The 21,770-nt window shown below is 44.7% G+C and carries 23 protein-coding genes; 16 read left to right on the forward strand and 7 right to left on the reverse strand.

All coding sequences use genetic code 11. The annotated features are described in order from the left end of the window. Window positions 1–52: 52 nt before the first annotated feature. Window positions 53–805: a FixH family protein gene (locus M1J35_RS10105; RefSeq protein ID WP_254653553.1), complete on the forward strand. Its 753-nt coding sequence runs from the start codon at window positions 53–55 to the stop codon at window positions 803–805. A 64-nt stretch (window positions 806–869) separates the two neighbouring features. On the opposite strand, the gene yhfH is transcribed toward M1J35_RS10105, so the two are convergent. After that, window positions 870–1,004, reverse strand: coding sequence for a protein YhfH (gene yhfH / locus M1J35_RS10110; RefSeq protein WP_079533738.1), 135 nt, complete (start codon window positions 1,002–1,004; stop codon window positions 870–872). 196 nt (window positions 1,005–1,200) lie between these two features. Here yhfH and M1J35_RS10115 point away from each other — a divergent pair, with 196 nt between their 5' ends. From M1J35_RS10115 to M1J35_RS10125, 3 genes are all read left to right on the forward strand, one after another. Further along, window positions 1,201–1,935 carry an MBL fold metallo-hydrolase gene (locus M1J35_RS10115; protein WP_034763331.1) on the forward strand — a complete coding sequence of 245 codons (735 nt, stop codon included), beginning with the start codon at window positions 1,201–1,203 and terminating at the stop codon, window positions 1,933–1,935. 11 nt (window positions 1,936–1,946) lie between these two features. Further along, a complete protein-coding gene (locus M1J35_RS10120; RefSeq protein ID WP_224520521.1) occupies window positions 1,947–2,933 on the forward strand; it encodes a lipoate--protein ligase in 987 nt (328 codons plus the stop codon). Window positions 2,934–3,083: 150 nt separating this feature from the next. After that, complete coding sequence (locus M1J35_RS10125) at window positions 3,084–4,640, forward strand: fatty acid--CoA ligase family protein (RefSeq protein ID WP_229595767.1); 1,557 nt, start codon at window positions 3,084–3,086, stop codon at window positions 4,638–4,640. A 41-nt stretch (window positions 4,641–4,681) separates the two neighbouring features. Here the strand turns inward: M1J35_RS10125 and M1J35_RS10130 are convergent, their stop codons facing one another. Then, window positions 4,682–4,987 (reverse strand): hypothetical protein, encoded by a 306-nt coding sequence (locus M1J35_RS10130; protein ID WP_224520519.1) that lies wholly within the window; start codon window positions 4,985–4,987, stop codon window positions 4,682–4,684. Window positions 4,988–5,135: 148 nt separating this feature from the next. Here M1J35_RS10130 and M1J35_RS10135 point away from each other — a divergent pair, with 148 nt between their 5' ends. From M1J35_RS10135 to M1J35_RS10160, 6 genes are all read left to right on the forward strand, one after another. Next, window positions 5,136–5,912 (forward strand): enoyl-CoA hydratase-related protein, encoded by a 777-nt coding sequence (locus tag M1J35_RS10135; RefSeq protein ID WP_254653554.1) that lies wholly within the window; start codon window positions 5,136–5,138, stop codon window positions 5,910–5,912. Between the two features lie 282 nt (window positions 5,913–6,194). Beyond that, window positions 6,195–7,796, forward strand: a complete 1,602-nt coding sequence (gene dcuS, locus M1J35_RS10140; RefSeq protein WP_254653555.1) for a DcuS/MalK family sensor histidine kinase — start codon at window positions 6,195–6,197, stop codon at window positions 7,794–7,796. Beyond that, the gene (locus M1J35_RS10145) at window positions 7,789–8,499 is read left to right on the forward strand and encodes a response regulator (protein WP_254653556.1); all 711 of its coding nucleotides are present in this window, start codon (window positions 7,789–7,791) and stop codon (window positions 8,497–8,499) included. The genes dcuS and M1J35_RS10145 overlap by 8 nt, the downstream gene beginning before the upstream one ends. 199 nt (window positions 8,500–8,698) lie before the next feature. Continuing rightward, window positions 8,699–10,021, forward strand: a complete 1,323-nt coding sequence (locus tag M1J35_RS10150; RefSeq protein WP_224520515.1) for a 2-hydroxycarboxylate transporter family protein — start codon at window positions 8,699–8,701, stop codon at window positions 10,019–10,021. A gap of 70 nt (window positions 10,022–10,091) precedes the next feature. Beyond that, window positions 10,092–10,994 (forward strand): AEC family transporter, encoded by a 903-nt coding sequence (locus M1J35_RS10155; protein WP_254653557.1) that lies wholly within the window; start codon window positions 10,092–10,094, stop codon window positions 10,992–10,994. Between the two features lie 131 nt (window positions 10,995–11,125). Beyond that, window positions 11,126–12,376, forward strand: a complete 1,251-nt coding sequence (locus tag M1J35_RS10160; RefSeq protein WP_224520513.1) for a YeeE/YedE family protein — start codon at window positions 11,126–11,128, stop codon at window positions 12,374–12,376. A gap of 42 nt (window positions 12,377–12,418) precedes the next feature. On the opposite strand, the gene M1J35_RS10165 is transcribed toward M1J35_RS10160, so the two are convergent. Both M1J35_RS10165 and M1J35_RS10170 read right to left on the reverse strand, forming a co-directional pair. Further along, window positions 12,419–13,483, reverse strand: coding sequence for a CotH kinase family protein (locus M1J35_RS10165; protein ID WP_254653558.1), 1,065 nt, complete (start codon window positions 13,481–13,483; stop codon window positions 12,419–12,421). 116 nt (window positions 13,484–13,599) lie between these two features. Beyond that, entirely contained in the window at window positions 13,600–14,157 is a 558-nt protein-coding gene (locus M1J35_RS10170; protein ID WP_224520511.1) for a helix-turn-helix domain-containing protein, read from the reverse strand. Window positions 14,158–14,259: 102 nt separating this feature from the next. Here M1J35_RS10170 and M1J35_RS10175 point away from each other — a divergent pair, with 102 nt between their 5' ends. The 4 genes from M1J35_RS10175 to M1J35_RS10190 all read left to right on the forward strand — a co-directional run bounded on the left by M1J35_RS10175 (window position 14,260) and on the right by M1J35_RS10190 (window position 17,331). Further along, window positions 14,260–14,979: an AzlC family ABC transporter permease gene (locus tag M1J35_RS10175; protein WP_254653559.1), complete on the forward strand. Its 720-nt coding sequence runs from the start codon at window positions 14,260–14,262 to the stop codon at window positions 14,977–14,979. Next, window positions 14,976–15,287, forward strand: coding sequence for an AzlD domain-containing protein (locus M1J35_RS10180; protein WP_061811201.1), 312 nt, complete (start codon window positions 14,976–14,978; stop codon window positions 15,285–15,287). Before M1J35_RS10175 ends, M1J35_RS10180 begins: the two co-directional genes overlap by 4 nt. A gap of 255 nt (window positions 15,288–15,542) precedes the next feature. Beyond that, window positions 15,543–16,814 (forward strand): M48 family metallopeptidase, encoded by a 1,272-nt coding sequence (locus M1J35_RS10185; protein WP_224520508.1) that lies wholly within the window; start codon window positions 15,543–15,545, stop codon window positions 16,812–16,814. Window positions 16,815–17,007: 193 nt separating this feature from the next. After that, entirely contained in the window at window positions 17,008–17,331 is a 324-nt protein-coding gene (locus M1J35_RS10190; protein WP_254653560.1) for a hypothetical protein, read from the forward strand. Window positions 17,332–17,368: 37 nt separating this feature from the next. Here M1J35_RS10190 and M1J35_RS10195 read toward each other — a convergent pair whose 3' ends face one another. Continuing rightward, window positions 17,369–18,034, reverse strand: a complete 666-nt coding sequence (locus tag M1J35_RS10195) for a DUF421 domain-containing protein (RefSeq protein ID WP_061811527.1) — start codon at window positions 18,032–18,034, stop codon at window positions 17,369–17,371. A gap of 136 nt (window positions 18,035–18,170) precedes the next feature. Continuing rightward, window positions 18,171–18,407 (reverse strand): IDEAL domain-containing protein, encoded by a 237-nt coding sequence (locus tag M1J35_RS10200; protein WP_034763355.1) that lies wholly within the window; start codon window positions 18,405–18,407, stop codon window positions 18,171–18,173. A 196-nt stretch (window positions 18,408–18,603) separates the two neighbouring features. Here M1J35_RS10200 and M1J35_RS10205 point away from each other — a divergent pair, with 196 nt between their 5' ends. After that, window positions 18,604–19,173 carry a competence protein ComK gene (locus tag M1J35_RS10205; RefSeq protein WP_079533760.1) on the forward strand — a complete coding sequence of 190 codons (570 nt, stop codon included), beginning with the start codon at window positions 18,604–18,606 and terminating at the stop codon, window positions 19,171–19,173. Window positions 19,174–19,180: 7 nt separating this feature from the next. Here the strand turns inward: M1J35_RS10205 and M1J35_RS10210 are convergent, their stop codons facing one another. Beyond that, window positions 19,181–19,570: a YhjD family protein gene (locus tag M1J35_RS10210; protein ID WP_034763359.1), complete on the reverse strand. Its 390-nt coding sequence runs from the start codon at window positions 19,568–19,570 to the stop codon at window positions 19,181–19,183. 207 nt (window positions 19,571–19,777) lie between these two features. Here M1J35_RS10210 and M1J35_RS10215 point away from each other — a divergent pair, with 207 nt between their 5' ends. Then, complete coding sequence (locus M1J35_RS10215; RefSeq protein WP_224520505.1) at window positions 19,778–21,748, forward strand: S9 family peptidase; 1,971 nt, start codon at window positions 19,778–19,780, stop codon at window positions 21,746–21,748. Window positions 21,749–21,770 lie beyond the last annotated feature (22 nt).

Below are 21,770 nucleotides of genomic sequence, written 5' to 3' on the forward strand. Positions count from 1 at the left end.
TGAGTGGTACATAATGGTGATACATTAAAAAATGCATAAAGGAGGATTTATTATGAAAAAAATAAGTTTGTTTATGCTCGTGGGTTTTCTCGCGTTATTATTCGCTGCATGCGGTAATTCAAATGAAGATAACGGAGCAAAAGACGACGAGAAATTAGAACCAATCGAGGCAAAATTAGACGTACCTGAAAAGGGGGAGAAGGGTCAAACTGTTTCTTTTTCCACGAAAGTCACACAAGGTGATGAGAACGTCGAGGATGCCGATGAAGTGAAATATGAGATTTGGAAAAATGATCATAAAGAAGAAAGTGAAATGATTGAAGTGAAGCACGACAAGGACGGGGTATACAAGGCAGAAAAGACGTTTGAAGAAGATGGCATGTATACCGTACAGGTTCATGTGACCGCCCGCGACATGCATACGATGCCAAAGACAGAGATTGCAATTGGTGATGTAGAAGAAGGAGAGCATGAGGAAGCGGGAGAGGATCACCATCATGGCCAGCATGAAAGTACCGTATCTATTCATCTTATGAAGCCTGACAGTATTAAAGCCGGGGAAGAATCAGAAATGATGGTCCATGTTGAAAATGAAGAAACTGCACTGGAAGATGCCAGGGTTCGTTTTGAAATTTATCAGGACGGTCAGGAGAAACATGAGTGGGTGGACCTGGATCCGGGTGAAGCCGGCAAGTATAGCGGTTCCTATACATTCCCTGAAAAAGGTTCTTATAATGTACAGGTTCACGTAACCAAAGGAGAAGAAATTCACGAACACACCATGGAAACAGTAGACGTACAATAATCATAAAAAGGATGCTCTTCATTTTGAAGAGCATCCTTTTTAGTACCCCTTGATTTTCATGCGCTTAGTATTCGTAGTCAGTCGTACATTTTTCGCAATAAATGCCGTAGCATTCATGTTGCTCCTCAATTGTATCTCCACATTGTGCACAAGACTTAGGCGGCAAATTTCGAAAGAACTCAACAATATTTTTTACCATGTTCATCACCCTCCGTAAATTTGTATTCACCCATCAATTGTTCGTGTTATATAACTGATGTGTTAATTTATTTTATTGTATTATAACAGTATGAGTTTCGTCAACAATAAATTCTAAAATGGGCGGAAAAAATGAAAAAATAGGCACAATGAAGTATAGTAGGGGGACAGACTAAAGTGAAAGGCGTTGTTCAGACATGAAGTTAACCGTTATTGGTCAATGGGGCGGATATCCGAAAGCAGGAGAAGCAAGCACCGGGTATTTACTTGAAGCTCATGGCTTCAAACTGCTTATCGACTGTGGAAGTGGTGTATTATCCCAACTTCAGCACCACATAGAAGCAACAGAGTTGGATGCGGTCCTTCTGTCCCACTATCATCCTGATCATGTGGCAGATATAGGTGTACTACAACACGCATTACTGATTCAATACTTCCTGGGGAAAAACAAAGGTACACTGCCTGTATATGCCCATAGGGAAGATCAGCAAGGATTCAGTTCCCTTACATACAAAGATTTGATGACAGCCCATGAGTATACTGAGGACTCTTCTTTATCCGTTGGTCCCTTCACGGTAACGTTTGTGAAATCCAAGCATCCCGTTCCATGTTACGGAATGAGAATCGAAGCAGATGGGAAATCCCTCTTTTATACAGCAGATTCAGCCTTCAGGGAAGAATTCATTTCATTCGGGCAGGATGCTGATGTGCTTCTGTGTGAATGTAATTTCTATGGTGATATGGATGCCTCGAATGCTGGTCATATGACTAGTCTGGATGCCGGAAAACTTGCTCAGAAAACCGGTGCACGCAACCTCATCCTCACCCATTTGCCTCATTTCGGTGACTTGGAGCAGTTGATGACAGAAGCGAAAACAATTTATAGCGGTAATGTATCATTAGCAAAAAAAGATATGGTAGTAGAAATTTAGGAGGGAAAACGATGTTATTTATTGATAATAAAGGAATCACAGATCCGCGGATCAATCTTGCTATAGAAGAATATGCACTGAAGAACTTAGATATTAATGAGAGTTATTTATTATTTTACATCAATGAACCTTCCATCATCATCGGGAAGAATCAAAATACAATTGAAGAGATCAATACAGATTACGTAGAAAAACAGGGACTTCACGTCGTACGCCGCCTTTCCGGTGGGGGAGCCGTGTATCATGACCTTGGGAACCTGAACTTCAGCTTTATCACGAAAGATGATGGGGAGAGCTTTCACAATTTCAAAAAGTTCACTGAGCCTGTTGTAACGGCTCTCCACAAACTCGGGGTGAAAGCAGAGCTGAGCGGTCGTAACGATATCATCGCAGAAGGCAGAAAGATCTCAGGCAATGCCCAGTTCTCCACTAAGGGTAGGATGTTCAGCCACGGAACGCTGCTGTTCGATTCCGAAATGGAAAACGTCGTGTCCGCTCTCCGGGTGAAAAAAGACAAGATCGAATCAAAAGGAATCAAATCAATCCGGAGCCGTGTGGCCAATATTTCAGAATTCCTGGCTGAACAAATGACGATAGAAGAGTTCCGCTCAACCCTCCTTGATTTTATCTTCGACGGAAGCGACGTAGAAGAATATGTCCTGACGGAAGAAGACTGGGAGAATATCCATAAGCTTTCAAAAGAACGCTATCAGAACTGGGATTGGAACTATGGGAAGTCACCAAAATTCAATCTCCAGCATTCCCACCGCTTCCCGGTCGGTTCCATCGATGTCCGACTCGAAGTGAATAAAGGGAAGATCGATAACTGTAAAATCTTCGGTGATTTCTTTGGGGTTGGAAATGTAGAGGACATTGAAGAAAAGCTGGCTGGTACTCGCTACGAGCGAAAGGACATTGCCGGGGCATTGGAAGGTGTTGATATCCAACACTATTTCGGTAATATCACGAAGGATGAATTCGTTGATTTGGTGTATTGATATAAATGGAAGAACCGTCCAAATTGGGCGGTTTTTTTGCATCAATATACTTGTATTAATACTATTCTTTATATAGAATATATTTTGAATACTTTTAATAGTTTGATGAATGACCATTCATTCAGTTTGTTGAAAAGGGGAGGGATACAATTGAATATTGCTACACGGTTAGACCAAATCGCTCAAGAGAAAGCAGATAAAACAGCTTATCATTTCTTAAATACTTCAAGTACATACGGGGAATTGAATGGTGCTGTATCGAAATTTGCAAGCGGCTTAGAGCAATTGGGTCTGAAAAAGGGAGATCATATCGCGCTTGTATTGGGGAATTCACCGCATTTTGTCATCGGATTATATGGTGCACTTCGTCTTGGATTAAAGGTCATCCCGATCAATCCGATCTATACTCCTGATGAGATTGGATATATTCTGAAAAATGGTGATGTGAAGGCCATTCTCACACTTGATCTACTCGTGCCATTAATCGAGAAGATGCAGCATCTGTTATCGGATGTCGAGCACTTCATCCTGTGTGAATCAGGAGATGAGCGGGCAAAGGATATTGACTTAGAAAACATTTCTCTTGCTTACCCTAAAATGAAATCGTTTACAAGTGTTTTGGGCAAAGGGGACCCCGGATTCAAAGGTGAGACGGTGGATGAGAATGAGGTGGCCATCATTCTGTACACTTCCGGAACAACAGGGAAACCAAAAGGTGCCATGCTCACTCATAAGAATATTTATTCCAATGCGACCGACGTCGGGAGCTATTTACGAATGAATGAAGATGATACCGTCATTACCGCTCTGCCAATGTTCCATGTATTCTGTTTAACAGTGGTCCTGAATGCACCACTTTTGAGAGGGGCTACCCTGTTAATCGTCCCACGCTTCAGTCCAAAGGCCATTTTTGAATTATCAAAGGCGTTTCAACCAACCGTATTCGCCGGAGTACCGACCATGTACAACTTCCTGTTTCAGTATCCAGATGGAAACCCGGAGGATCTATCATCGCTTCGTCTCTGTATTTCAGGAGGCGCTTCCCTGCCTGTGGCTCTCTTGAAAAACTTTGAAAAGAAATTCAATGTCATGATTTCTGAAGGATATGGATTATCCGAAGCGTCACCTGTGACCTGCTTCAACCCGCTGGATCGACCAAGAAAACCCGGATCGATCGGAACATCGATCATGAACCTGGAGAATAAAGTCGTCGATGAAATGGGAGAAGAAGTCCCTGTAGGACAGGTCGGTGAGTTGATTGTCAAAGGCCCGAATGTCATGAAGGGATATTACAAGATGGAAGAAGAAACCGCCGCAACGATCCGTGACGGATGGTTATATACCGGGGACCTTGCCCGCATGGACGAAGATGGCTACTTCTACATTGTGGACCGTAAAAAAGAACTGATTATCGTAGGGGGGTACAATGTTTACCCTCGTGAGGTGGAAGAAGTGCTATACAATCATCCCGGTATCGTGGAAGCAGCGGTCATCGGTGTCCCGCATCCCGAATTGGGTGAAGCCGTCAACTGCTATGTTGTAAAAAGCGATCCATCCCTGACAGAACAGGGTGTGCTGGAATATTGTAAAGAGCATCTTGCGAAATACAAGCTCCCGGCATCCATCGAGTTCCTGGATGAACTGCCGAAGAACACAACGGGAAAAATTTTAAGAAGAGCGTTAAAAGAGCAAGTCCTACAGTCCTAAAGAAAGAAGATGTTCAGTGGATCACTGAGCATCTTTTTTCTTTATTTCATAGCTTTACTGGCCTGTAATAACTTGGATTCACCTTTTTCCCACGTCTCAACCTGCTCAATTGCCTGCTCTGGAGTGAATCCCTGCCCGACTAATACACCGGATAAGATAAATTCCTGGAAGAGGTGGGTCAGATTGATGCCTTCTTCCACTTCAGATAAGGCACGGGTTACGAGTGGTTGAATATACTCAACCCACTGATCCGGAAGACTTTTCGTTTCACGGTGGTATGGATTGAAGCTTTGACTGGCCTGTTGATGCTGGAGGTAAGGGTTTTGATTATACGGATGATGCATCATATCGTACAACTCCTTTATGGGTTGATGTCACGATAGTTTATGCATTTGCCCGGGAAGTGTTCAGTCCTTTTAAAAAATGAAAGGGTTTTCTCGATTCGTGTCGAATCATACATAAGGAGGAAACACTTAAACAAAGGGGAGAACAAACATGGAATCCATTTTACTGGAACAAAAGGGCAACGTTGCAACGGTCACCATCAACAGGCCGGATGCCATGAACGCCTTTAATTACGATACACTGAACGAACTGCAGCAGGTAGTCGAAGCACTCCGCATCAATCCGGACGTCCGGATCGTCATTTTTACCGGAAGCGGGGAAAAAGCTTTCTCAGTCGGTGCTGATCTTAAGGAACGAAAGACCTTGACTGAACAACAGGTCATCCGTAATGTTTACAAGATCGGGGAGGTCTTCCAGTCTGTCGCCACCCTTCCGCAGCCGACCATCGCCGCCATGAACGGCTACGCATTCGGCGGAGGGATGGAACTTGCCCTTGCCTGCGATTTCCGGATAGCTGTAGCTGGTACGACAATGGGGCTTACCGAAACTAGCCTCGCCATCATACCGGGAGCAGGAGGGACTCAGCGTCTGCCGCGACTGGTCGGTGAATCCAAAGCCCTCGAACTTATCCTGACGGCTAAACGTTTAACTTCGGAAGAAGCATTGGAAATCGGGCTTGTTACAAAAGTAGTAGAAAAAGAGAATTTCATGGGGGAAGTCCATGGATTCGTGGAACCGATGCTGTCGAATGGACCGGTTGCCCTGCAGCAGGCAAAGTTTGCCGTCAAGAATGGGATGAACGTGGACTTGCAGACAGGTTTGCAGATTGAGAGAAAAGCATATGAAATCACAATCCCCACTGAAGATCGCGTGGAAGCTTTACTGGCATTCAGTCAGAAGCGGAAGCCTGAGTTTAAGGGGAAGTGAATAGAACATTTTGACTGATCGAGCTTTTACGTGAGTAGGAGATCTGCTGTGGAGCCAGCTTGGCTCTCGTGGCGGATCTTTTTTATGGTTGGGGCCAGGGGGAGATTCACTTTCAAAAATAGAAGAACTGCCACAGTGTTTTGAAGAGCTGGGTACAGGGAAGTTTTCTCCCATAAAGGTTTTGGAGGTTCCCATGGAGCCTCTTTCTTTACGCGGGTCTATCTTAAAACCAAAATTCATGTAAAATAAACAATCATACCAAACTGCACAGGAGTGACGCCCGTGAAAAAGAAGAAGCTTAAACTAAGTACCATCATCATTCTTTTCGTATGTGTCGTTGTCCTCATTTCCCTTGTCATAACCGATCTGCTGATTACAAGGACGATCAATGATAATATTGAAGCGAATATTGAAGAAAAAGCTAAGATTGTTTCAAGGACGGTGGCCCACTCGACGATTGTGAAGAACGGCCTTCAGAATCCAGAAAAGGAAGACAGCATACAAGAATACGCTTTGGATATCCAAGAATCAGCAGAGGTCCTGTTTGTTGTGGTGATGGACATGGAGGGCATACGGAAATCACATCCCGATCCTGATCGGATTGGCAGGCACTTTGTCGGTGGGGACGAGAAAGATGTGTTGGAAGGTAAAGAAAGCCTGTCCGTTTCTGAGGGCACGCTTGGTAAGTCTGTGAGGGCTTTTTCTCCCGTTTACAATGAGAAACACGAACAGATCGGGGCAGTGTCTGTCGGGATTTCCCTAAAAAGTGTAGAGGAAGCGCTGAATCAAAGCCACTACAATATATTATTGGGTTCGGCTCTCGGAATCATTGTGGGGATTATAGGCGCAATCTTCATTGCCCGGTACATAAAGAGAATCTTATTTGGGCTTGAACCCTTTGCGATTGCGAAGATCTTAGAGGAACGGAATACGATGCTCCAGTCGGTCCATGAAGGAGTGGTGGCTGTGAATAAGGATACCACCATTTCCCTTGTGAATAAATCAGCGCTGAAAATTTTCAATAAAGCTGGACTGAGTTCTGATCCGATAGGTATGCCCATTAAGGAATACATGCCGCACTCCCGTCTGGAACGGGTGATGGAGACGGGGAAACCCGAGCTTGACGAAGAGCAGACGATCAACGGGGTATCGATACTCGTGAACCGGGTTCCATTGATCGTCAATGATGAGGTGGTGGGTGCGATCTCTACCTTCCGTGATAAGACGGAAGTGAATCAGTTGGCGGAACAACTAACCGGTGTAAAATCATATGCAGAAGCTCTCCGGGCTCAGTCACATGAATTCATGAATAAAATGCATGTCATTCTGGGACTCGTAAAGATGAGGGATTACAGCCACTTAGGCCGGTATGTGAAAGAACTTGTTTCCTTCCGTGTCGATGAAGTGAGCAGGGTGACCTCGAAAGTGAAAGACCCTGCCCTGGCCGGTTTTATCATGGGGAAACTGAGCTACGCGAGGGAAAAGAACGTTAGGTTAACCATCGAATGTCACGATTTTCTTCCGGAACCAAGGGACCCGGCCGTTACCCATGAGCTGATCACCATCATTGGAAACCTATTGGATAATAGTATTGATGCAACGATGGGTTGTGAGGAAAAGGAAGTGTTGATGGAGGTGTTTTTTGAGGATGGTCAGCTTGAAATCGTAGTAACGGATACAGGAATAGGGATGCCGGAAGACATGGTTGAGGATATTTTCATCAAGGGGTATTCTTCTAAGGGAGAAGGACGGGGCTACGGTCTTTTCCTGGTGAAAGAGAGTATCGGTAAGCTGAATGGGACCCTGCATGTTGAATCGAAGGAAGGTTCGGGAACGACCATGATCGTTCAGGCTTCATATAAGGAGGCGATGAAAGGTGATTAATGTATTGATCGTGGAAGATGATCCAATGGTGGCACGGTTTAATCAAAGGTATCTGGAAGAGATCGATGGATTTCATTTAATCGGCATTTCGAATTCCATTGAAGATGCCATGGAGAAGATAACTGAGTTAAAGGTGGACTTGGTATTATTGGATGTTTATTTGCCCGGGAAGCAAACGGGAATGAACTTATTGGAGCAAATACGCATGGAACAGTTGGAAATGGATGTCATCCTCATCACAGCGGCATCAGAAGTAGAGAATATTCAAAGTGCCCTCAGGATGGGCGTGGTCGACTATTTAATCAAGCCCTTTGAATTCGAACGGTTTAAAAAAGCGTTGACGTCTTACCGGGAGAGTAATCAGATGCTTCAAAAGCATTCTACCATCGAACAGGGAGAACTGGATTTGCTTTTATTACGCGATGTCCAGGAAACCCGGGAGAAGCTGTCCCTTCCTAAAGGGTTGGCGAGAAGTACATTGGCGTCTATTTATCAAGAGCTTGTCAGTTTCGAAGAAGAGTCATTTTCAACAGATGATATAGCGGGGGTGACGTCCATTTCACGGGTGTCGATCAGAAAGTACCTGAGGTTCTTGAAAGAAATCGGGGTTGTGGATGAAACTTTGGTCTATGGAATCGGAAGGCCGGTATATCAGTATTCGTTGAAAAAAATGAATATCCCGAGAATCGAAAGTTATTTATAAGCAGCTTATGGCTGCTTATTTTAATTTCAAAAAACAAACAATAGTTTCATAATCTATGAAATCATAAAGCGTTTTCATAAAATGAGTATCATGTAAGCGGTTGCTAAAGTGCGATTACAGGGGTGTAAGGAAGTGAGTACTGGAAAGAGTGGTACAGTATTCAGCTCGTACTTATAAATCGACAAAGGGGATGAACAAAATGGGACAACCTGCATCAACACTTTCATATGAAAATGGGAAAACAAAAGAGGATGTGACGGATACGAAAGATCGTTCTCTTAAAATCTTTAGTATGCCGATCCTTTGGTTCCTGGTCTTCGCGGGGATTACGCTGGTTAGCATGTACACGGGGAATCTGCCGGGAGGGATGATCGGAAGCCTTCTCGTCATGATGGTCCTTGGTGAATTATTTGGATGGGCAGGAGACCGTACCCCCATCGTAAAAACATTCCTTGGAGGCGGTGCCATCATCGCGATTTTCGGCGCGGCTTATATGGTCTATGCCGGATTGCTTCCTGAAACCACGGTCACATCCATGACCGACTTTATGAAGTCAGGTGGATTCTTGAATTTTTATATTGCGGCGTTAATTACCGGAAGTATATTGGGGATGAATTCGAAGGTGTTGGTGAAGGTGGGCCTTCGCTACTTTCTCCCCATCTTCGGTGCAGTGGCCGGAGCGATCATTGTAGCCGGTATATTTGGATCTCTTGTCGGCTTTACCCTTAAAGAAGCGATCCTTGTCATTACCATGCCCATCATGGGTGGTGGAATGGGAGCCGGCGCAGTGCCGATGAGTCAGATCTATTCAGAAATGATGGGGAATGATCCGAGCTACTATATATCGATGCTTGTACCGGCACTTGCGTTGGGAAATGTATTTGCCATCATTCTCGCATCGGTTCTTGATATTATCGGGAAAAAGGTCCCTTCCCTGAGTGGAAACGGCCAGCTCATGAAAGGCTTTACCTATGAGAAAACAAAGCAGAAGTATCATATTGAGAAGATGGGAGTTGGCTTACTTGCTGCCCTGACATTCTTTACGGTTGGTACCCTGCTGGGATCCATTCTGCCTCTTCATCCTTATGCAATCATGATCATTCTGGTGGCAGTGGCGAAGATCTCAAATATCATTCCTCAAAATGTTGTAGAGGGAGCGAGTCAGTGGTATCAATTTGTAGCGGCTAACTGGACCTTCGCTTTACTATTCGGGATCGGTGTTGCGTACACGGATTTGAATACGGTCCTTGAAGCTTTGACTCTTCAATATATCCTGACCGTACTCGGAGTGGTCCTGGGGGCGATCATCGGTGCAGCGATCCTTGGGAAACTGGTCGGTTTTTATCCGATCGAAGCAGCCATCACCGCGGGACTGTGTATGGCGAATATGGGAGGAACAGGGGATGTTGCCGTGTTGTCAGCATCCAAAAGAATGGAGCTAATGCCATTCGCACAGATTTCTTCACGACTGGGTGGCGCATTGATCCTGCTGTTAGCCGGATTAATCATCCCACTCCTGTAAATATGGTACACTTAGGCTTGACTCTAGTAGTCAGGCCTATCTTTCATTTCAATAGATTGTGGTGACATAAATGGATGTAATATTGATTGTACTGCCTGCCTTACTGGTCTTTGCCGTTGGATATATGGGCCAAAAGAAACTTGGCTTTGAAATCAATTCGATTTCGAAGATGGCCATCTACTTAATGTATCCTTTCCTGGCTTTCAAGACCTTTTACGAAAATGAACTGAATACGGACTATCTTTATATTTTTCTCTTTTGCCTCGCACTTTGTGTCATATTGATTCTTTCCGTTAAAATAGTGGCTGCGTTCAGGAACTACTCAAAACCGAAAGAATCGGCCATGATCCTTTCCGGCGTTTTCATGAATTCGGGTAATTACGGTGTACCCATCATTCTGTTCGGGTTTGGTGAACTCGGTTTTCGCTATGCCGTCATCATGATGGTGATTCAATCTTTCCTTATGAATACGATCGGATTATACTACGCTATTAGCGGGAGTGACAAAGCAAGGGGAGCAAAGGAAATCTGGATAAAGATCGTCAAGATGCCGATTTTATATGGAGCGTTTATCGGGCTTGCCTTCCAGGTATTGCACCTTCACGTTCCACTATTTCTACATCAAACGATCGATTTGATCTCACAAGCCACGATCCCTACAATCATGGTGGTCCTCGGGATGCAGCTGGCCACTCTTGGCGGGAAGAAAGTGGAGAGAAGCGCATTATCCTTCATCGTGATTATGAGAATGGTCGCTTCGCCCATTCTGGCATTGGCGATCGTCTCCCTGCTGCCGATTTCATCGACACTTGGTTCAATCCTTATTATATTGGCAAGCATGCCGACTGCTGCCAATACGACGATGTTTTCACTGCAATTCAATACGGAACCTGATCTCGTATCAGCAAGTACGCTGGTCACGACCCTTTTGAGTATCGTGACGATTCCGGTCATGTTGGCACTGGTTTCATAAGGTAAAACCACTTGAGTGTTTTCACTCAGGTGGTTTTTTTATGGAAGCTCATCTTTTGACAGATTCTGAAGAATCCATTACTATTGTAAAATAAATTCCAACCAAATCAATAAGATTAAGGAGGATTTGTTATGGCTGAATATGTTCAACCAATCAATGAACAAAAAGGTCCCGAGAAAAAGAGTACCGAATTGAACTCACCACAGACGTCATTAGTGGCTGGTGGGATCATCGTATCAGCGGTTCTTGGTCTCTACCTGCTCTTTACACAGGAAATCGCCCAAACCGTGCTTCTCGTTCTCGGACTTCTGTTAGGATATACATTATTTCATGCACGATTCGGCTTCACTTCTGCCTTCCGCAGGGTGATGTCTGTCGGAAACGGCCAGGCGATGCGTGCCCATATGGTAATGCTCGCCGTTGCGGTTACTTTGTTTGCACCAATTCTTGCTACAGGGTACACCTTTTTTGGAGGGGAAGCGACAGGCTATGTGTCACCAGTCGGTGTCAGCCTGATTGTTGGTTCCTTTCTGTTCGGGATCGGGATGCAGCTGGGGGGAGGATGTGCTTCCGGAACCCTTTATGCGATTGGCGGAGGGCGTTCCGTCATGTTCATCACGCTGTTATTCTTTATTGTAGGTGCAACCGTCGGAGCGGCTCATCTTCCATTTTGGACAGAGGAGCTTCCTTCCTTTAAGCCGATCTCGCTGGCCACGTCTACAGGACTGGGTTATTTCGGCGCGTGGGTCGTGTCCATGTTATTCTTCGCATTCGTTGCATGGGTCACCCTTCGGATCGAAAAGAAGAAGAATCCTCCGCGCATGGCAGTTCTTCCGTCTGCAAAAGGGTGGAAGCGGATCTTCCGTGGATCCTGGCCACTTATTGCAGCTGCCATCGTTCTTGCGGTATTGAATGCCCTAACGCTCATGACGCGGGGAAATCCATGGGGAATTACATCGGCCTTTGCGTTATGGGGATCCAAGGTTGCCGGAATGTTCGGTGTAGATGTTGCCAGCTGGGGCTATTGGTCAGGAGCCAATGCAGAGGCCCTTCAAGCATCAATCTTTGCTGATTCTACTACCGTATTGAATTTCGGTGTCATTCTTGGAGCATTCCTGGCCTCTGCAGCCGGAGGTTTGTTCCGCTTCAATAAGATCACTGGTAAAAATGCCATGGCATCGGTCATTGGCGGACTGTTGATGGGATATGGTGCCCGCTTGGCATTTGGATGTAACATCGGCGCGTACTTCGGAGGAATTGCTTCCTTCAGCCTTCACGGTTACATCTGGGGAGTTCTGGCCCTTGCCGGCACATTCCTTGCACTCTATCTTCGTCCTCTGTTCGGCTTGTCCGTTCCAAAACCGAAGGATACGTTCTGTTAATGGAAAGCGTGGGAATTTCTTGTTCCCACGCTTTATTTTTTATTAGAGATACCTTAATTCCTGTCTCAGGTAAGCACCGCGATCTTTAATGAACTGAAGGATGAAGGAAGGTTCCCGGTCATACACATCAATATCCCTCTGAAAATGGGGGTCCATCAGGATATAGGGTCTCAGGGAAGAGTGTAAGCTCATCACTTTGTCTTCAAGGTGTGTCACATTGAACGTCGTTTCAAGAATTTCCTCCAATATATCCTTATATCGTTTTCGGTAGCCCGATCGTTTCATTAGCTGTGTGGTCAGTTTGTTTTTCGTTTTCCCCGTAATCGGTACATAATCCCATTCCATGACCTCCCCGTTTACCCGTCTTCCAAATGTAGCGTCGTAATCCCACGGTATGATGGAAAATTGTTGATCCCTCCGGTTCAGATACAAAGCGTAGTTATGGGTGAATCCATCATTATTCATTGTACAGACAGCCCCGGCAAGCCACCTCAAGTAGTTTTCAATGTGTAAGAGCCGGGGGATTTCATGTTGGAAGGTTGAAGGTGAATTGATTCTCTTGATGAAGTGGATGAGGGTATGATCATCTTCCATATGTCCGAGTTTTCGCTGGTATCCTGATGTCAGGCCGCGTTTTCCCTTTTGTGAGAAGTCAGCTTTGTCGCTGACCGCATAATAGATCGTCCCCGGGGGAAGGTTTCTCTTTTTCAGGTAGATCTCATCCACCGATTCCAGCTGAAGGTATAAACCAAGGGGTTCCCCCTCCAGGGTAATGAATACATGCTGACTCTCCGGTGTGTGGATGCCCAGTTCCCTCATGAAATCGAGGGAGAGTTTATTCCGGAAATGGGAGGGATCAAGGGACTCTGCGTTCAGGTGCAGTTCTGAGGATTCATCCGGGTCTTGTTGTTTGCCAAATTCTATGTGATACGACTTTTTTTCCAGTTCCCGTGTATAGGATCCCCTGTACCGGATATGGATGTCATGTACGGCATCTTCTATTTTCAATTGAGCCGGAACAGAAGTGTTGCTCCATACATCACGTTCCAGCTCCCGTAAATCAGCATGATCGAATTGGAGGTCAAATGAGGGTAGGGAAGAAGTCATGTTCATTATTCTCCTCTCAACTTAAAGATGTAATAGTATATTGGTGGGTTCCAAAGTTTGACACGACGTGAGAAAAAAAAGCAGTCATGAAATGGAGGTTCCATTTCATGACTGCTTTACTCTTCCCCGTAATAAATGACCATTTGGCAGACAGCTTCCTGATTCGCTTCATTGGAGTATTGATGACCGGAGTCAGCGGCAAACCGAATCGAACTTCCTGCCGTCAACTCATACTTTTCCTCTGCAATCTTCAGGGTGATCTCTCCTGATAGAACTGTGATGTATTCTTCTACACCCTTCGTATGTCCTTCATTCCGATAGGTACAACCCGGTTTCATTTCCACCCGATAGCTTTCCCATTTCTTTAAGGGATCGAAAGGGAAGATGGGATACACAATGTAGTTGCCGTCATCTTCAAGCACAGGCTGCACGTCTTCATAATGAATGATGGACACCTGGCTGCTCGGCTTCTCAATGAGGGAAGAAAAGGATACCTTCAAGCCATTGGCAATCTTCCACAGAATGGCGACGGTAGGGTTCGAATCCCCACGTTCGATTTGACCGATCATTGCCTTGCTGACCCCTGTCCGCTCAGCCATTTGTTCAAGGCTGAATCCCCGTTCTCTCCGGATCTTTCTGATATTCTCACCAATTTGTATCGGGAAATTTTCCATGATAAAACTCCTCTTGTTTATTATAACGTCTATATGTATAATATAATAAATTATCAAAAAATTAAAATAGTGAATAACACTTATTATAAAGGATGTGAAGGGATGGAAGCACTTCTTTCTACGAAAAAAGTGAGTGACTTTCGCTATGGCCTGCAGGGTGGCATCAGCATTGCCATTGGATATATGCCTGTGGCCCTGACGTTTGGCTTGTTGGCACGCACAACCGGGCTTACAGTGACGGAGACGATCTTGATGAGCATGCTCGTGTTCGCAGGGGCTGCTCAATACATATCCTTGAGCCTGATTGCGGTGGGTACCGGAATGATTGAAATCATTCTAACAACGTTCATTGTAAACATCCGTCACTTTCTGATGTCTGCTTCGTTAAGTGAGAAACTTGAAGAAGACCGTTTGTTTAAAAAGCTTTTTTATGCGTTTGGCATCACGGATGAAACCTTCACGGTCATCAGTGTCAAAGAGGGGAAAGTGCGGACGGGGTTTGCCGTTGGGGTTATGCTCATTTCATACGGCAGTTGGGTCGTGAATTCCGGTGTGGGATATTTTATCGGAGAAATCCTCCCCGGTTTCCTCCAGGCCAGTATGACCATTGCTTTGTATGCCATGTTTGTCGGACTTCTCGTCCCTTCTTTGAAAAAGAGCGTCAAGGTCACATTTTTAGCCGTTGTCGCAGGGGCTCTGAATAGCACCCTCCTATTTACGACAAACCTTTCAAACGGCTGGTCGATTGTGGCCGCCACGATTGCATCTGCCGTGATCGTTGAGGCAGTCATCATGCTGAAAGAAAGGGGGAAAACCATATGAATCCTGCCATTGTGTGGATGATCATTGGAATGGCCGTAGTGACATACATACCCAGAATGCTCCCTTTCCTCGTATTTAAGGGAAAGGAACTTCCACCTTTTTTTCAAGGAGTGCTGAAGAATGTCCCTTTTGCTGTCTTGGGAGCGTTGATTTTCCCGAGTATTCTTCTGATACAGGAAGGGAACCTCCTGTTTGGGGCAGTGGGGACGGTGGCTGCCTTTGCCATCGCGTTTTTGGGTGCCAACGTGATCCTTGTGGTGATCGGGGCGATCTCCGTTTTGTCTTTGTATTCGGTCTTTTTAATGTAGAGGGCTACGATTTAAATCGTGGCTTTTTTTTATGGAACCTGGACGTACTATATAAATTTGAAAAATGACAGATAAAAATTTATCCTGGCAGATATAATGAAGATATGGCGGATATGTGGTACGTAAATCACCAGAACGTCAGATAAACGATTTTCCCTTCCCGGACGGGACCATTTCATTCACCGTCCGTGTTTAGGTTCTAAAACTTTGGACAGGGTATTACATATAGTAGTGAAGACGAAGGGAGGAAGTATGTTGGCTAGAAAATGGGCGCTCAGGTCAATATTGGCTTACTTGCTATTAGGCTTATTTTTATATGTGTACTTATTTTTCCTGGCGGATTCCACTTTACCTGAAACGTATAAGGGAAGCAGTGCGGACCCGGCCACTTTTATGAATAATAAAGAAATTCTGTTGAGTGAGGACTTTTCCAAAATCAAGAATCTATTATTTTTCTTATCCACTCCGTATGAATGGTTATTCTATTTCCTGATCCTGATTTTCGGAGTATCCCGTGTGTTTGAAAAATGGGCGAGGGGGACCGTGAAGAATGGGTTCCTTCAAACGGCCATTTTCTTATTCTGGTTATCGATCTCTTCATTTGTGGCTATTTTCCCTTTGCAGTATATTTCATATAAGATTTCAAAAAGCTACCACATTTCCACTCAGACGTTTTCCATGTGGATGAAGGACGAAATCACGGATTTCTGGGTGAATTATCTGCTTATGTTCATCATCGTCTCAGTCCTGTATGCCTTGATGAAACGCTTTAAACAGCGCTGGTGGCTTGCCGCCTGGGCTTTGTCTGTGCCATTCACGATTTTCATGATGTTTGTTCAGCCTGTACTGATAGATCCCCTCTACAATGATTTCTATCCATTGAAGGATAAAGCATTGGAAGAGCAGATCCTCTCACTTGCAGACAGGGCCGATATCCCTGCTGATCACGTGTTTGAAGTCGATATGTCAGAGAAGACCAATTCCCTTAACGCATATGTCACCGGGGTAGGGTCCAATTCAAGGATCGTCTTATGGGATACGACCCTTGAAAAGCTGACAGACAAGGAAATCCTCTTCGTCATGGCCCACGAAATGGCCCATTACGTGGAAAAGCATATCTATATCGGAATCGGGATCTATCTCGTTCTGTCCTTCTTCGGACTATTCCTGACGGCTAAGCTGATGAGGGGCATCGTGGCCAATCACAGTGATGATTTGAAAGTTTCGAAAGTCTCGAACTTGAGCTCACTTCCATTGTTTTTAATGATCACATCCATGCTGTTGTTTACGATCAGTCCACTCAGCAATTGGATTTCCAGGTACCAGGAAACGAGGGCGGACCGCTACGCCATCGAAATGACCGGTGATAAGGAGTCGGCCATCTCGTCCTTCCAGAAGTTATCGAAGGTGGGATTATCCCAAGTGAATCCGCCTCTGTTGGTGAAGATCTTCCGTTACGGACATCCTACAATGCTTGAACGCCTGTCGATGCTTGAGGAATACGAAGCGGAGAAGAAAAAAGAGTAAAGAGAAAAAAAACGAGTCAAAGCTATATTGACTCGTTTTTTTTTATTTTTGAATGAACGGGGAAAGGATCAACCAGCTATGATAACAGAAAGATTAAGTAAAAAATGTTTTCTCTAAATTATAACTTTTATGGTAAAATAAGTAATATATCTAAAGGCTGGATCATGAAAATTGGATGGAGAGGTGGTAGGGGATGGAAGGAATCATACACCAAAAACTGTTGTTGTACTTTAGCAAGATTGCTTTTACTATGTTGGTGTTAGTGGGATTGCCATTTTGGAGTTATCTTGAAACTGGCCGCCCAATGATGGAATGGTCATTGATCATTGGGATATTGATCACTTTGATCATCATTTATGCTTACGGTGGTGGTTATCGGTATCAGAGGATCCACAACTTGTTAAAAGGGAAAAAGAAGAAGAGATTCTATCACTCGATATCATTTTGGACAGCCTTGATTTACACTGTAGTCGTATTCTATTTAACAATAAAAGCTTATGGGGACATTTTCCATTGAAATCTTGAAGGCATAAAGAATAAGGCCTGGTCATCCACTAGGCCTTTTCTCTTTTGCTGATAACCAGGTTTTTCGCTTTTTCCGTCATATAGGCGAAGATCACATCTTTATGGTGCAGGTTGGAGTTGGTTAGTTGTGTTTCCAGCCATTCCTTCGATTTTCCCAGGAGCTTCAAGTTCCTGGTTTGGATTTTTCCGTCCACTATGACCGAAATCGGCAGGCCTTCATCGTCGATCTTCAATTTGAGATGTTCCACTGTCACCGGCGTATTTTCTACCTTGGGGATAATGCTCACTTCACCGATGGGCTCGAGCATCGCATAGTCCACATCTGAAATCTTCGGGTATCCTTGAGATCTGAGGATGGATGTTAATTGAATGAGTGAGATCTTTGACTTTTCCAGGTTATCTTCCAATATTTCCCCGTCTTTTATTAACAATGTAGGCTCTCCCAGGAAGAACCGGTTTCCCCATTGACTTAACGTAAGGAATGAAAACAGCACATGGAGTCCGACAAGAAAGACGAGGGCTGTGATGGTCGGCCAGAATTTTGTTGAAATCAATGGTTCAGAGGCAATGGTCCCGACGATGATGATGGCCACCAGGTCATAAGGGGTCATCTGGACGATTGTAGACTTACCCATCAGCCTCATAGCCGCTATGGTGATCAGGTAGAGGACCAGAACTTTTATCAATAGGATCATGATGATTCGCTCCATCGTGTATAGATTCCCCATTAGGATTAGCCAATGGGGAGGAAGTCATGCACGTGAAGGTACCAAAGGCCCGTCCGATAAAAAGGGAATGGCTGACTCGGGAGGTGGAGTCAGCCATTTATGATTATCCGTAACTTACGTTCAATTCATTTAATTCCTTTGATAATTTCATGAACAGTGCTTTATCCTTTGTATCCAGGGCGGCATCAATGTCAATTAAGAGCTTGGATTTCTGTGTCATTAAAATGCTTTCATGCAGGACCATATCGATATAGATTTCCATTACGCTTCTTTCAGCGGCTTTCTTCCGGGTCATGGCAGCGGCTTTCATCATTTCTGTATAGGACTTTTTGCTTTCCATATACGTCACCCCTGAATTCTTTTTATTAGTATATGGGGTAAGTAGTAAAAATTCAACCAAAAAATTAAATATTCTGATAATTTTTTATTCATAAAACAGTAGAAGGGGATAAATATCAGAATTTTTAAAAATATGAGAGACAACCCTCGAAATTTGTGGTATTATTTTGGTGAAAAATGTAAATGGAGGCGATGAAATGAGAGAAAAATCTCGAATTATAGAAGAATATGAAGTGAATCCCCATACGATGATCCTTCAGCCTATGGAATATGGCGCCAGGACATTTACGAAAATAATAGAGGTGGATGACGTATTGATTTCTCCGTTTAAACCCTTTGATATCCTCAAGAAAAGTTGTGAATTCTTTGGCTGTTCTTATGAAGGCAGGAAAGAAGGTACGAAGAAACTTACGGGTATCATCTACAAAGCCCCCATCATGGTCAACCCTGATATGTCCATTTATCTATTCCCGACATCCTCTCCAGTAAAGCAGGAATGTGCATGGATTTCCCACTCCCATGTCCGGGGATATGAACGGTTGACAAATGGATCAACACGAATCTTCCTGCAAAACAATGAATCCTGTACGGTTCCCATTTCTTACAGTTCTTTTGAAAACCAAATGCTCCGCACCTCGGATCTACGCATTGCCTATACACAGCGGATCGCTGAAATGGAAAGTAAATATAATACGAAGGTCCAGAGTGAAATGAATAATGTAAAAACGTTCTATTTGAATCGACATATACACAAAACCGATGCGTGAGCCACTGTCACGCTTCTTTTGTTGTATCTGTCTTTGTTTCCGTGAAACGGCGGAACAGATAATGTCTCATTAAATCCTCCACCCGGTTCCGGAGGCGTGGATTGAAGTAATTATGGTGCTCTTCATATCCCTTATACAAAAACATGTACATCGTGAAAGCATCATCCGATTGAATCCGTTCCACCTTCATCTTATTCGTCCTCATATACTTTTTAACGTGGGCCAGTTCTCCCTGAATGACCTTCATCGTCTCCTCGATCATCTCTAAATACGGTCTCTTTAATTTAAATGGGCTGCTGTCGACGACTTGCAGGTCGCGATTCAATATCGTCAGCACCATGGGCAGATAGATTGCCTGCTCCAAAATATTCCGATCGGTCTCCGGTATCCTTGTCATATGAAAAGACTCCTTTTCACTTTGGTATAGAACGTGTGTTCGTATTTCATATTTTACGTTGATTTCAATTTACTTTCAATAGGGAAAATTGTAGAATTTGAATTTGTTTCTATTATGAAGGGGATCGCAGGTTTTTATCCGTGAAGGGATTCGCATTTTCAATGTCGAAAATATATAGGGTACAGAATGAAAGGAAGGTGCCGTAGCATGAAGAAAAGCATGGCCATAAAAGACCTTTATGAAATAAAGGCTGTATCGGATCCAAGGCTCTCACCGGGTGGAGATGAAGCTGTATTCGTTCAAACGGTGATGTGTAAAGAAAAAGATGAATATTTCTCAACCTTACATAGTATCGACCTAAAAGAAAAATCCATTCGTCAATGGACGTTTGGGGAACAGAGGATTTCGTCACCAAGATGGTCACCTGATGGAAGGAGGATTGCTTTCATCTCCAACCGGTCCGGTGTCAATCAGCTCTATCTCATCCGACGGGATGGAGGGGAAGCAGAGCGGGTCACGGACTGTCCGGTTGCGGTCTCGAATCCTGTGTGGTCCCCATGCGGTGAAAAGATTGCCTTAACCATTCGCTTAGAGAAAGGCGGAACGTTTGATCACAAAGACGAAAAAGAGGAAAAGCCAAAGCCTTTTGTAACAACAAGCATGAAATATAAAAGTGATGATCGCGGCTTCCATGATGATTCATATTCACAGATAGCATATGTGAATGTAGAAACGAAGGAAATGAAAAGGCTCACGGATGATGAACATGACTACACGCTTCATTCATGGTCCCCGGATGGAAAGTACCTTGCCGTATCGACAGACAGGAAAGAAGACAGGGACTTTTCATTCCAGTCCGATTTATATCTTTTTCACCTTGACACTGGAGAGATGAAACAAGTGAACGGGGAGCCGGGATACTACGGGGAAGCAAGCTGGTCTCCGGATGGCACGCACCTTGCCTATATTGGCCATAATCGTGAATTTGAAAACGCAACTCATAATAAGATATATATTCACGGACTTGAGACCGGATACTCCGTTTGCCTGACTGAAGGGATGGATGTGCCGGTAGGGGATTACCTTAACAGCGACAGCATCCAGGGCTCGTCACGGACGGGGATACAATGGTCTAAGGACAATGAAAGTTTTTACTTTCTGGCATCGGACTCGGGGAACACGGTCCTCTATTATGCTCACATCGAGGGGGCCATTTATCCTGCACTTTTACAGGAAGAGCAGCATGTCTACGGATTCGACCTGGATTCGGACCGCCAAACCATCCTGTTGGCAATGAGCAGACCGACAGAACCAGGGGAATTGTATACACTGCATGTCCCGACCGGAGAACTCACCACCATCACCCGTTTAAACGGGGATCTGCTTGCCGCGAGGGAACTGTCCTGTCCGGAATCGTTCATGTACAACGGGGCGAAAGATATGCCGGTCCAAGGCTGGATCATGAAACCTGCGGGATTTGAGGAAGGAAAGAAGTATCCCCTTATCGTGGAAATTCATGGGGGTCCTCATACGATGTACGGTAACACATTCTTTCATGAGTTCCAGGTCATCACAAACTCCGGCTATGCTGTCTTATACGTCAATCCCCGAGGAAGTCACGGCTACGGTCAGGAGTTCGTCGATGCCGTACGGGGTGATTATGGCGGAGGGGATTACGAAGATATCATGAAGGCAGTGGATTACGCACTGAAGAAATTTCCTTTCATCGATGAATCCCGCCTTGGTGTGACCGGTGGAAGCTATGGAGGCTTCATGACCAACTGGATCATCGGCCACAGCGACAGGTTCAAAGCAGCTGTGACCCAGCGATCGATCAGTAACTGGATCAGCTTTTATGGAGTGAGTGATATCGGCTACTATTTCTCCGAGTGGCAGATTCAAAGCGACCTTGGGGACGTTGAAACTTTGTGGAAGCACTCTCCCCTCGCCTATGTGAAGGATATGGACACTCCGTTATTGATCCTTCACAGTGAAAAGGATTACCGCTGTCCGATCGAGCAGGCAGAACAGTTATTCATCGCATTAAAACGGGAGAATAAAGAGACGAAGTTCGTCCGCTTCCCGGAATCCAACCATAACCTCTCCCGTACAGGAAAGCCATCCATGCGGGAAGCCCGTTTGCAGGAAATACTCGACTGGTTCGGGGAGCATTTATAGAGGATTGGGAGAACTGTCATTC

The sequence above is a fragment of the Rossellomorea sp. KS-H15a genome, assembly GCF_024195245.1.
Taxonomy (GTDB): domain Bacteria; phylum Bacillota; class Bacilli; order Bacillales; family Bacillaceae_B; genus Rossellomorea; species Rossellomorea vietnamensis.

Coding starts and splice junctions, on each gene's coding strand:
- M1J35_RS10215 (WP_224520505.1), top strand. CDS start 19,778: ATGAAGAAAAGCATGGCCATAAAAGACCTTTATGAAATAAAGGCTGTA.
- M1J35_RS10190 (WP_254653560.1), top strand. CDS start 17,008: ATGGAAGGAATCATACACCAAAAACTGTTGTTGTACTTTAGCAAGATT.
- M1J35_RS10130 (WP_224520519.1), bottom strand. CDS start 4,987: ATGATGCATCATCCGTATAATCAAAACCCTTACCTCCAGCATCAACAG.
- M1J35_RS10180 (WP_061811201.1), top strand. CDS start 14,976: ATGAATCCTGCCATTGTGTGGATGATCATTGGAATGGCCGTAGTGACA.
- M1J35_RS10210 (WP_034763359.1), bottom strand. CDS start 19,570: ATGACAAGGATACCGGAGACCGATCGGAATATTTTGGAGCAGGCAATC.
- M1J35_RS10205 (WP_079533760.1), top strand. CDS start 18,604: ATGAGAGAAAAATCTCGAATTATAGAAGAATATGAAGTGAATCCCCAT.
- M1J35_RS10170 (WP_224520511.1), bottom strand. CDS start 14,157: ATGGAAAATTTCCCGATACAAATTGGTGAGAATATCAGAAAGATCCGG.
- M1J35_RS10120 (WP_224520521.1), top strand. CDS start 1,947: ATGTTATTTATTGATAATAAAGGAATCACAGATCCGCGGATCAATCTT.
- M1J35_RS10195 (WP_061811527.1), bottom strand. CDS start 18,034: ATGATCCTATTGATAAAAGTTCTGGTCCTCTACCTGATCACCATAGCG.
- M1J35_RS10150 (WP_224520515.1), top strand. CDS start 8,699: ATGGGACAACCTGCATCAACACTTTCATATGAAAATGGGAAAACAAAA.
- M1J35_RS10105 (WP_254653553.1), top strand. CDS start 53: ATGAAAAAAATAAGTTTGTTTATGCTCGTGGGTTTTCTCGCGTTATTA.
- yhfH (WP_079533738.1), bottom strand. CDS start 1,004: ATGGTAAAAAATATTGTTGAGTTCTTTCGAAATTTGCCGCCTAAGTCT.
- M1J35_RS10175 (WP_254653559.1), top strand. CDS start 14,260: ATGGAAGCACTTCTTTCTACGAAAAAAGTGAGTGACTTTCGCTATGGC.
- M1J35_RS10160 (WP_224520513.1), top strand. CDS start 11,126: ATGGCTGAATATGTTCAACCAATCAATGAACAAAAAGGTCCCGAGAAA.
- M1J35_RS10135 (WP_254653554.1), top strand. CDS start 5,136: ATGGAATCCATTTTACTGGAACAAAAGGGCAACGTTGCAACGGTCACC.
- M1J35_RS10155 (WP_254653557.1), top strand. CDS start 10,092: ATGGATGTAATATTGATTGTACTGCCTGCCTTACTGGTCTTTGCCGTT.
- M1J35_RS10200 (WP_034763355.1), bottom strand. CDS start 18,407: ATGGAAAGCAAAAAGTCCTATACAGAAATGATGAAAGCCGCTGCCATG.
- M1J35_RS10115 (WP_034763331.1), top strand. CDS start 1,201: ATGAAGTTAACCGTTATTGGTCAATGGGGCGGATATCCGAAAGCAGGA.
- M1J35_RS10165 (WP_254653558.1), bottom strand. CDS start 13,483: ATGACTTCTTCCCTACCCTCATTTGACCTCCAATTCGATCATGCTGAT.